We start from the raw sequence: 10308 nt of genomic DNA on the forward strand, positions 1-10308 counted from the left end.
GAACTAGTTAACTACCTTTTAGTTTGCCACTCTTAACTTTTCTATACCCTTGATTTTAAAAGGGTAGCCTAAACCAGCGAGTAGCAGCATTGTATAGGTTATCACTCCATGTAGGAGTCCGCCAAGATTTTTTTTGAAATTGTTCTACTATCTGACGACCAAGAGGAGTGAGGCGGAAACTGTCTGTAATTCCCTGACCATCGACTTCGCGCCGCAGAACACCCACTTGGATCAGCCACACGAGTGCATTATCTGCTGCTAACTCTGAGATATGATGTTTTGTGTAGCCATTTTTCACACCGAGGTTAGCAGTCATTTCACTTAATGCCACTCGACGAGAGCGCATTGTTTCAAACAAGCAAGGATTGAAGGGAGAACATACTATGGCTCGTTCGGCTCGTTTTATGGTGTTGCGAGGATAGGTAAAAGTTTTCTGGTTTTGGGAATCAACATTAGGCATTGTGTAAGTTTGACGACTTTATTTATCTTTAGTTCTCAATAAGTTTATTCTAATACGATGACTTGACCAATACGCTAGAAAATATCTGCCGGATCTGCAGAGCGGAGTTTATTCATAGCCAGCAACCCAGAAGTCATACACATGAAAATTGTTGATATCAAGATAATTAATATATTATTTAAGCTCATGATGATTGGTAATTTAGTAGTTTTCATAGCATCATCATATATCCCTAAAGAAATAGCAAATCCTGGTATATAACCGATAACTGCTAATATAAAAGCTTGTTGAAATACGACATATAATAAATAATTATTTTCATAGCCTATAGCTTTCAAAGTAGCATAGGCAGTCATTTGAGTAGATATATTACTATAAAGAATTTGATAGACAATAACCACACCAACAACAAAACCCATTGTGAGCATGAGGTTAAATATAAACCCAATTGGGGTTCTAGTCGCCCAATATTTTTTCTCAAAATTTACAAATTCTTGTTTGGTAAAGATGAGAACATCATTATCTAAGTTGGCTCGGATATTTTCTAAAACATTTTGCAGTTCGATACCGAGTTTGAGGGTAATTGCACCCACATCTATCATTTCTGAAGTCCGGTTGTTTAGAAATATTCTGAGGAAAGTTGAGTCACTGACCAAGCCCCTAGCCCTGAAAGGGTGGCTGCGCCAACGGGGCGGGTATAGGGGTATAGGGGTGTAGGGGTGTAGGTGAAGACAGTCGCCCCAGTCTGTTCCGTAGAGTGCCCCAAATCTCCGATTTGGGGAGAAGATTTTCTGAAGGAAACCTTCTGGGCACATACAGGCGATCGCTAATCACAATCAAATTTTTTACAAATGTCATCGAATCTCTACAGTAGATATAACTTCAAAAAAATATATAAAGTTTGATACAATAGCCACCATCAGGGAAAAAAGAATCATGTTATAAAAAACAATTTGCCCTGAAGCTAACCTTGTATAGTGGAGATACGAAAACTATGCCCTTAGCAGTTGGTAGCGATGCACCTGCATTTACCGTCAAAGACACCAACGGCAACACTGTTTCGTTGTCTGATTTCAAAGGTAAGACAGTGGTTTTGTATTTCTACCCCAAAGACGATACTCCAGGCTGTACCAAACAAGCCTGTAGCTTTCGGGATGCTAGTGACGACTACAAAAATAAAGATGTGGTAGTGCTGGGAGTCAGCGCAGATGATGAAGCCTCCCACCAAGCATTCACTCAAAAATATAATCTCAATTTTCCACTACTGGCTGATACTGATCAAACTTTAATCAAAGCATACGATGTTGATGGTGGTGGATATGCTAAGCGCGTTACTTACGTCATTGACGGTAACGGCAAAATCACTCACGTTGACTCCAGTGTTAATACATCTACCCACGCTGGCGATGTTTTAGCAGTATTGGGGTTATAACAAGTCTGTAGTGCAAACGGTTACGGTTAACCTCACAGCCTTCAGCCTGGAACTAAACAAACGAAGCCTGCTTTAGCAGGCTTCGTTTGTTTGACTCTGCGTAAGTTGATTTCAATTGCACCTATTAGGAGTGTAGAAGGTGAAGCAAGCTTTACCTTTTGCTCAACAAAACTCAACTTACAACAAGGAGTACAACTAACAATGGTCCAAAACAAAGTCTTAGAAGTGCAAGATGTCCAGCTATCCATCGCAGAAAGCTTTCCACCCAAGTTGAATATTACAGCAAAAGGAACCGTTACCACCCCAGGCTGGAAAAATGCTGAGCTGATTCCATACATTTATATTCAACCACCTGTTGATGGCATCTACGACTTCGATTTCATAGCTGAACCACCAGAAAACATTGTTGCACAAGTCATCACATCGATAGAGGCTAATTACCTCCTACAAAGTATACCAGACAACTTAAGAGGTGTCAGAATCTATGCTTCTACCAATAGCAAGGTGGCTTTGTTGGACAATAGAAGCAAGACCATTTGCGTCAAGGGAGTTCTGACTGATGAGGGAGTCGAGTGTCAAGCTTTACGAACTGCTGCGAATGAGCTTTATACCCTCGTTGGTGATCTTAAGGGATTTCAAGTGGGTGATGAAGTTTACGTGTCTGGAACGATTGCGGAAGTTTCTTTCTGTCAGCAAGGAATTACCATCGCTGTCAGTTGGATAGGTAAGAGCGCACCGAAGGTATGATGACTCTAGAGTCAAAATGTAAAAGCTCTTAAGTTAAAAAAAACGCAAAGGCGCTCTTTTCAAACTCTGCGCCTCTGCGTATTTGCACGAAATCATCTCTACAAATTAGCTTGTGAATATCTCCACAGGTAAGCGCTTGAAGGAAAGACGCTCATTCTCAATATCCACAAAGATGGTATCCCCATCATTGAATTCCCCACGCAAGATAGCTTTAGCAATTTGAGTCTCTAACTCACGTTGAATTGCTCGCTTTAGGGGACGCGCCCCAAACACAGGATCATACCCTACTTCGACCAAAAAGTCAAGAGCAGCATCGGAAAGTTTGAGAGACATCTTGCGATCGCTCAATCTTTGCCGCAATCTATCCAATTGCAATAGTACAATCTGACGCAATTGTTGTTTCTGCAAACTGTGGAAGATGATAACTTCATCAATACGATTGAGAAACTCTGGACGGAAGCTATTTCGCATCGCCTCCATCACTCGATGACGCATTTCATCATAGCGTGAGTCATCTCCTGACACATCTAAGATATATTGCGAACCGATGTTGCTGGTCATGATGATGATAGTATTCTTGAAGTCTACTGTATGACCTTGAGCATCAGTGACTCGACCATCATCAAGAATTTGCAGGAAAATGTTAAAGACATCTGGATGGGCTTTTTCGATTTCGTCGAACAAAATCACCGCGTAAGGACGACGACGAATTGCTTCAGTCAGTTGTCCGCCTTCATCGTAACCCACGTATCCCGGAGGCGCACCGATAAGTCTGGAAACGGCGTGTTTCTCCATGTACTCGGACATATCTATCCGCACCAGTGCTTCTTCGGTGTCGAACATATACGCAGCTAAAGCTTTCCCAAGTTCTGTTTTACCTACACCTGTAGGACCAAGGAAAACAAAGCTTGCTGTAGGACGATTCGGATCAGCGAGTCCAGCACGAGAACGCTGAATTGCATCTGCGACAGCTGTGACTGCTTCTTGTTGTCCAATCACGCGATGATGCAGTTCATCTTCTAAGTGCAGTAGTTTTTCTTTTTCTGATTCTACCAGCTTGCTGATCGGAATCCCTGTCCACTTAGAAATGACTTCCGCAATGTCAGCTTCAGTGACTTCCTCACGTAATAAAGATTTTCCAGTGCGTTGTGCTTGAGCAAGTTCAGTTTCCACTGCTTCCAAATCGCGATGCAAACTTGTTAACTTGCCGTATTTTAACTCAGCAGCACGGTTGAGGTCATAATCGCGTTCTGCTTGCTGAATTTCCAAGTTCACGCGGTCAATCTCTTCTTTGACAGACTGAATTTTGGTGATAATATCTTTTTCAGACTGCCATTGAACACTCAGTGCTCTTTGTTCTTCTTTAAAATCTGCAAGTTCCTTGTCTAGTCTTTCTAGACGTTCTCTGGATGCTGGATCGCTTTCTTTTTGCAGCGACAGCTTTTCCATTTCTAGTTGCAGAATCTTACGGTCAATTTCGTCGAGTTCTTCGGGTTTGGAGGTAATCTCCATTTTTAGTCTAGCTGCAGCTTCGTCTACCAAGTCAATTGCTTTGTCTGGTAAAAAGCGATCGCTAATATATCGACTAGATAATGTCGCAGCTGCAACTAAAGAACTATCAGAAATTTTCACCCCGTGATGAACTTCATACCGTTCTTTCAAACCGCGCAAAATGGAAATGGTATCTTCCACGCTGGGTTGATCGACATAAACCTGTTGGAAGCGTCTTTCCAAAGCAGCGTCTTTTTCAATATACTTACGGTACTCGTCTAAAGTTGTCGCACCAATACAGCGCAGTTCACCCCGCGCCAACATCGGCTTTAACAAGTTACCAGCATCCATTGCGCCTTGAGTCGCACCAGCACCGACAACGGTATGAATTTCATCAATAAATAAAACTATACTACCGTTCGACTCGGTAACTTCTTTTAAGACTGCTTTTAGGCGTTCTTCAAATTCACCTCGGAATTTTGCTCCCGCAATCAAAGCACCCATATCTAAAGCGATGAGTTTGCGGTCTTTGAGAGACTGGGGTACATCTCCAGCTATAATACGTTGGGCGAGTCCTTCGGCGATCGCAGTTTTACCAACGCCTGGTTCACCAATCAGCACAGGATTATTCTTGGTACGACGCGAAAGAATTTGAATAGTGCGGCGAATTTCATCATCACGTCCAATCACTGGGTCAAGTTTACCTTGACGGGCAGCTTCTGTCAGGTCGCGTCCATATTTCTCCAGTGATTGGTATTTACCTTCTGGATTTTGGTCGGTCACTTTTTGGCTCCCACGAATTTGTTTAATAATATTTTTAAGCTTACTTTCGTCTAACCCAAATTCTTGGTACAACTTTTTGCCAAAACGATCATCTTTTGCGTAACCCAGCAACAGATGTTCAATAGATATATACTCATCTTGCAACTCTTTACGATAACCGTCAGCGCGGTCTAAAAGAGTATCCAAGCTGCGTCCTAAGTAGACAGAACTGCTGCTACCAGAAACTTTGGGCTGATTTTGGATAAATTGTTCAGCGCGTTCGCGCAGTTTTTGCAGATTCACACCTGCTTTAGTAAAAGTACCATTGGCTAGTCCTTCTTGTTCCAACAGTGCTTTCATCAGGTGTTCACTTTCAATCTGCTGATGTTGATATTGTTTAGCAATATCTGGTGTGTGGGCGATCGCTTCCCAGGCTTTTTCTGTAAATTGGTTTGGATTAGTTGGTTGCATAGACTTACATAAGAGTGAATGACTCTAAGTACACGCGCATGCGCGGATAGAACAAGTGTATAGTTTGTTTCTATATCGCCATTGTAAAAAGAGGGGAGCTAGTCACTGGATCGGTCTTCACGTCTTTCTAGAGTCGTATTACCGCCAAAAACCTCATCTTCTATAGATAGATATAGACATTTCCGTGTCTCTGTGTTACACCTCAAGTCGGGAGGATAGAGGAGGGTAGAAGTGACAAACTCTTGAATTTTGTGGAGTACGTTAAAAAAGAGTTAAACATTTCTTAAATAAGAGCACTTGTTTTTCAATAAAAATACTTATAGTATTGAGTGACAAATCTCACTTTGTCAAACAATCAAAAGCTCTATCCTTTTTTCTTATTATATTTAAGATGAGCTTTTATCCTTTATATAAGTTTAAAGATAATGGCACAAACAGAAGCGATTTGGAAACCAACGGTATTCGCTCGTAAACTTACGGGTAGAATCAGATACTTTTTCTATCAACTTTCAGTTGCTCGGTTTCGTGGATTTGATTTGTATCTCAATTCTCCAGATCGCCTCGTTTTAGAAGATGTGATTATTCCTTACTTTGTCTCCCGTTCTGAATATCACAAAATACTTTTTATTGGGTGCGATTGGTACACCAAACCTTATCGAAAGTTATTTAAAAACAAGGAATACTGGACAATAGAAATTGAGGAATGGAAGAAAAGATACGGCTCGCAAAGACATATTGTTGACAGTTTCTTGAATTTGAGTCGTCACATAGAAAGTGGTTATTTCGATGTGCTCATTTATAATGGGGTTTTTGGACACGGAATCAACACCAAAGAGGATACTGAAGAGTCATTTCATCAATGCTTTAATGCTCTTCGTCAAGGAGGTATTTTAGTCTTTGGGTGGAATAATGTACCTCAGTATAGACCTATTTCTGTGACTACCGAGTGTGATAATTTAAAGAAATTTGAAGACTACTTTTTTGAACCTTTATCCACTGCTGAATACCTAGTACCCAATACAGAATACAAGCATACATTTCATTTTTATCAAAAGCCTGTGGCAAATTAAAAATCGAATCTAAACATTTTTTGGGCGATAAACTTCACCAAATGAATGGTCAGTATTGACTGAAATCACTAAATCAACAAAAGTCGGAGATTTCACTAACGGATTGATGAACAGTTCTGGGTGGAGAGAACGCCAAAAGTAGTACACAAATTGCTCCACCTCTTGTTCACTCATTCCTGATTGTTCAGCAGCAATCATTTGCCGTTCTGCCTGTTTGCGCCACTCTAAAGAAAGTCGATAATCTTTAGGATACAGCAAAATCAGGTTATCCAACAGCTCCCATAGTGGAAGGTAGTTGCCGAGTTTGCTATTCATCTCACGGGCAAACCTTTTATCCTCATCTGTAAGAATTGGCGGCGGTGCGGTATCAAACACAGTAGGATCAATTGGTCGTACACCTACAAACCAACCTTCAAACAAGACAATATCCACATTCTCCACGATTTCCGGAGTTGTTCGATCGCCAGCGCCCGAATGGAGAGATTTATCAAAGCGGGGGACTGTAACAGGAGTTTTGCACTCGCGGATCTGGCGCAGTACTTTTAAACCTAATTCTACATCGTGTGTTCCTGGAGGACCACGCCAAATTAAGCGCGGGTCTTTCTGTTTTAATGCTAATCGCTCATCATATGTTTTGTACAAGTCATCTAAAGATAGACTCAGAGTGCGATATCCCAATTGTGTGAGAGTTTGGGACAAAAGGTTACACATTGTCGTTTTGCCCGTTCCTTGTCCTCCTAGAATACCTTGTATGAGAGGACGCCCTAACTGTTGGCGATCAGATACCAGTTCTTTTGCTAAAGATAAGCACAAATTATTATTAGTCATGAATTAGAAGTCAGGAGTCAGAAATCAGAAGTCAGAAGTCACCTCACAGAGTTGGGAGAGTTAGGGGAGAAAATACTTCTTCCACGCGAAGCAATCTCAAAATTCACGCATTAAAGAATCTTTTTTTGAATTTTGAATTTTGAATTTTGAATTCCTCCGCAGGAGGTCTCCCCATCTCTCTTCACGAGCCAAGTTTGAACGCTTCTAGAAACAGACTGTAGGTCAGACCAATTTTAAGGATATTAAGAGATTCTACCCAAAGCGCTTGTCGCTCTCGTATGCTACGACCATAAAATATTCTACTACTAATATCTGTCAAGACCACTAGAAACCCAGCAATCACAATGTCCCATTCAGCAGTTTGTCCAGCTGTCGTTGCTACTGCGCTTCCCAGAAAAAAGCCGAACAAAAAACTAATGATCAGAACTGACAACCGTCGCCAAGGATTGAAAAACCATAGCCTCAAGCGCAATGCGATCGTACTCAATAAGTTGTTTAGACGTGTGTTTTGCATGAATGGAACTTCCGCAATAACTGGAGTTGTGGGAAAGTGGTGCTGCAAGAGGCATTATGAATTTTGGCATTTTCCTACCTGCTTTAAAGGTATAGTCAAGAAATCATGACATATTTATCTATGGAGGATATCTGGCATAGCGTATGCTTGCTTAAATAGTATTGTGGGTATCTTTTGGATTTTCAGCAACCATACAAAATATATACTTTTCTTCGTTGTGAGCAACAGCACTGCTGTTTTGCTCAAACAAGCTACATGATATATTTCACGCACTAGTTCCCAAACAGCCTTAGGTGGGCAACTTTCTTGAGATTGCCCCCAGTACAGCACAACAGAAATAACTATTAGAAAGAAGTTAAAATCCGGGCGGGAAAATCATTTCTTTCTCCTGAATTCTGACTCCTTGGCGGAGCGTAAGCGTGGCTTTGCTCCTGGAGCGCGGAGCGGGACGCAGCGGAGCCACCAGCCGCTCCGCCTCCGGTCCATTCTGACTCTTTGTACTGTTAGAACTAGGCTGTAACTTTGTCAACGCTACACAAAAATACTTATTAATATAATATATCACCATGAAGCCGCCAGTGTATCATTACGCTGTTCTGGTAGGTTTTCCATTAGGAGTGCTCTTTCTACCAATGGGATGCCGTCAGACGAGTGTATCCTTTGAGTCAACGGAACCAGAACCATCTTCTCTACTGCCTATTCAGACACAACAGGAACAGAGTACAGCGTCACCAGCTTCCTCAGTATCCGTAAAAAGTTCTCAAGTCGAAAGCAGCAGTAGGAAGATCAACCGTAACGTTATGACATCTCAACAAGGATCAAGTGGGAAAGCAGCGAATCCAGGAACTTTAAGGATGAGCAATCAAACCAATCAACCTGTGCGCCTTGCTCTATTGTCGCGGCGTTCTCTAAACAAAGGCTCTTCCTCTGGACAAACTAAAGATGCTGTCCCAGCACACTGGGATTTTGCTCCACAAGAAGGTAATGAGAAAGGGCTGATTCTAGCTTTGCCTAACGGTCAGTTAGAACTGCAAAAGGGAGATATTTTAGTTGCCTTTGCACAGGATGGTTCCCGTCGCTACTGGGGTCCATATGTTGTTGGAGAAACTTCTTTACCAAGTTGGAATTCCCAAAACAAAGAATGGCAACTTATTCTTAGTCCTTAGTCTTTAGTCTTTAGTCATGAGTGAGCTACTGTGGGAGACTTGTCTCCCAACTTAAGTGGACTGGCGTCAAGTAGCGAACCCAGAGCGTGTAGTCTTGATGATCTGGAACCCAAAAGCTGAGCCACAGTCATCTTGATTAATTTCGCATTTAGACTATTGTTGATTTATTTGATTCTATTAGTACTCACTAATGATTAAGGACTATATAGGCAAACGTCCATTTCTCATTGTCACTCTGTCGATTTTATGGTTAGTTTTGATTGGTGGAGTGGCGTTTTTTTGGCATTTGGGCAGTATTGGCTTGATTGATGAGACAGAGCCTCTGTTTGCTGAAGCCTCGCGCCAGATGTTTGTTACAGGTGACTGGATTACTCCGTTTTTCAACGGCGAAACTCGTTTTGATAAACCGGCTTTAATTTATTGGTGTCAGGCGATCGCCTACTGGATTTTTGGAGTCAATGAATGGGCAGTGCGTTTACCTTCGGCGCTTGCTGCTATGGGTCTAATTAGTTTGGCATTTTACACCATACAGTGGCATTTTGCAAGAGAAGATTACCTAAAGCAAAGGATTCGTCCGACTCGACGCTGGTTAACTGCTGCTTTAGGAGCCGCTATTATGGCACTGAGTCCACAAATGATTGTCTGGGGGAGAACGGGCGTTTCTGATATGTTGCTCGTGGGCTGTATGGACTCGGCTTTATTGTGCTTTTTTCTCGGCTATGCCCAACCTTCGGACTCAGATGTGAAAGCACGGTGGTATTTAGCTTTTTATATTCTGATTGCGGGTGCAATTTTAACCAAAGGACCAGTGGGAATTGTTTTACCTGCGCTGATTATCGGTCTATTTTTGCTTTATTTAGGAAATGCAAAAACAGTTTTACGCGAAATGCGTCCCCTTACAGGTTTGCTGATTACCTTGTGCTTATCGGTACCTTGGTATTTATTAGTTATTTGGCGCAATGGCGAAAATTATATTAATTCGTTTTTTGGATATCACAATCTTGAACGTTTTACAAGTGTTGTCAATCGTCACTCAGCACCTTGGTATTTTTATTTTTTAGTTGTGTTACTAGGTTTTGCACCATACTCAGTATACTTGCCTTTGGCAATGGCAAAGCTGAAATTTTGGCAGCGAAACTACTGGCGATCGCAAGAACGCTCTAGTCAACTTGGGTTATTTGCCTTTGTCTGGTTTGTTGGTGTTTTTGGCTTCTTCACGATTGCTGTCACTAAACTTCCTAGCTACGTATTGCCCTTAATGCCAGCAGCAGCTATTTTGGTAGCTTTGTTATGGGGTGACTTGCTCAAGGGAGCGAGACTAAGGAGAGTAGGGGGCAAGGGGTCCCCTCTGGGGTTGGGGGCTGTAG

9 protein-coding genes and 1 pseudogene are annotated in these 10308 nt (G+C 41.9%); 5 read left to right on the forward strand and 5 right to left on the reverse strand.

The features are described from left to right. Window positions 1-55: 55 nt before the first annotated feature. Both DP117_RS12640 and DP117_RS12645 read right to left on the reverse strand, forming a co-directional pair. On the reverse strand, window positions 56-460 hold the full coding sequence (locus DP117_RS12640; protein ID WP_169218655.1) for an Npun_F0494 family protein: 405 nt from the start codon (window positions 458-460) through the stop codon (window positions 56-58). 74 nt (window positions 461-534) lie between these two features. Continuing rightward, window positions 535-1116: pseudogene (locus DP117_RS12645) on the reverse strand (FtsX-like permease family protein); the annotation flags it as partial. A gap of 338 nt (window positions 1117-1454) precedes the next feature. On the opposite strand from DP117_RS12645, the gene DP117_RS12650 reads away from it, so the two are divergent. Further along, window positions 1455-1892: a peroxiredoxin gene (locus tag DP117_RS12650; RefSeq protein WP_169218657.1), complete on the forward strand. Its 438-nt coding sequence runs from the start codon at window positions 1455-1457 to the stop codon at window positions 1890-1892. A 201-nt stretch (window positions 1893-2093) separates the two neighbouring features. After that, window positions 2094-2639 (forward strand): DUF5818 domain-containing protein, encoded by a 546-nt coding sequence (locus DP117_RS12655; RefSeq protein WP_169218658.1) that lies wholly within the window; start codon window positions 2094-2096, stop codon window positions 2637-2639. Between the two features lie 105 nt (window positions 2640-2744). Here the strand turns inward: DP117_RS12655 and clpB are convergent, their stop codons facing one another. Next, on the reverse strand, window positions 2745-5363 hold the full coding sequence (clpB, locus tag DP117_RS12660) for an ATP-dependent chaperone ClpB (RefSeq protein ID WP_169218659.1): 2619 nt from the start codon (window positions 5361-5363) through the stop codon (window positions 2745-2747). Window positions 5364-5788: 425 nt separating this feature from the next. On the opposite strand from clpB, the gene DP117_RS12665 reads away from it, so the two are divergent. Beyond that, entirely contained in the window at window positions 5789-6433 is a 645-nt protein-coding gene (locus DP117_RS12665) for a hypothetical protein (RefSeq protein WP_169218660.1), read from the forward strand. Between the two features lie 9 nt (window positions 6434-6442). On the opposite strand, the gene DP117_RS12670 is transcribed toward DP117_RS12665, so the two are convergent. Both DP117_RS12670 and DP117_RS12675 read right to left on the reverse strand, forming a co-directional pair. Beyond that, window positions 6443-7261, reverse strand: a complete 819-nt coding sequence (locus tag DP117_RS12670; protein WP_169218661.1) for a glycerate kinase — start codon at window positions 7259-7261, stop codon at window positions 6443-6445. Between the two features lie 181 nt (window positions 7262-7442). Next, on the reverse strand, window positions 7443-7775 hold the full coding sequence (locus tag DP117_RS12675) for a DUF565 domain-containing protein (protein ID WP_169218662.1): 333 nt from the start codon (window positions 7773-7775) through the stop codon (window positions 7443-7445). 566 nt (window positions 7776-8341) lie between these two features. Between DP117_RS12675 and DP117_RS12680 the strand changes: the two genes are divergently transcribed. Together DP117_RS12680 and DP117_RS12685 are read left to right on the forward strand one after the other, a co-directional pair. Beyond that, window positions 8342-8941, forward strand: a complete 600-nt coding sequence (locus DP117_RS12680; protein WP_169218663.1) for a hypothetical protein — start codon at window positions 8342-8344, stop codon at window positions 8939-8941. A 190-nt stretch (window positions 8942-9131) separates the two neighbouring features. After that, window positions 9132-10308, forward strand: a 1177-nt coding sequence (locus DP117_RS12685; protein WP_169218664.1) for a glycosyltransferase family 39 protein, incomplete at its 3' end; no start/stop codon positions are given.

The sequence above is a fragment of the Brasilonema sp. UFV-L1 genome (genome assembly GCF_012912105.1).
In the GTDB taxonomy this organism is placed as follows: domain Bacteria; phylum Cyanobacteriota; class Cyanobacteriia; order Cyanobacteriales; family Nostocaceae; genus Brasilonema.

Coding starts and splice junctions, on each gene's coding strand:
- DP117_RS12640 (WP_169218655.1), bottom strand. CDS start 460: ATGCCTAATGTTGATTCCCAAAACCAGAAAACTTTTACCTATCCTCGC.
- DP117_RS12650 (WP_169218657.1), top strand. CDS start 1,455: ATGCCCTTAGCAGTTGGTAGCGATGCACCTGCATTTACCGTCAAAGAC.
- DP117_RS12655 (WP_169218658.1), top strand. CDS start 2,094: ATGGTCCAAAACAAAGTCTTAGAAGTGCAAGATGTCCAGCTATCCATC.
- clpB (WP_169218659.1), bottom strand. CDS start 5,363: ATGCAACCAACTAATCCAAACCAATTTACAGAAAAAGCCTGGGAAGCG.
- DP117_RS12665 (WP_169218660.1), top strand. CDS start 5,789: ATGGCACAAACAGAAGCGATTTGGAAACCAACGGTATTCGCTCGTAAA.
- DP117_RS12670 (WP_169218661.1), bottom strand. CDS start 7,261: ATGACTAATAATAATTTGTGCTTATCTTTAGCAAAAGAACTGGTATCT.
- DP117_RS12675 (WP_169218662.1), bottom strand. CDS start 7,775: ATGCAAAACACACGTCTAAACAACTTATTGAGTACGATCGCATTGCGC.
- DP117_RS12680 (WP_169218663.1), top strand. CDS start 8,342: ATGAAGCCGCCAGTGTATCATTACGCTGTTCTGGTAGGTTTTCCATTA.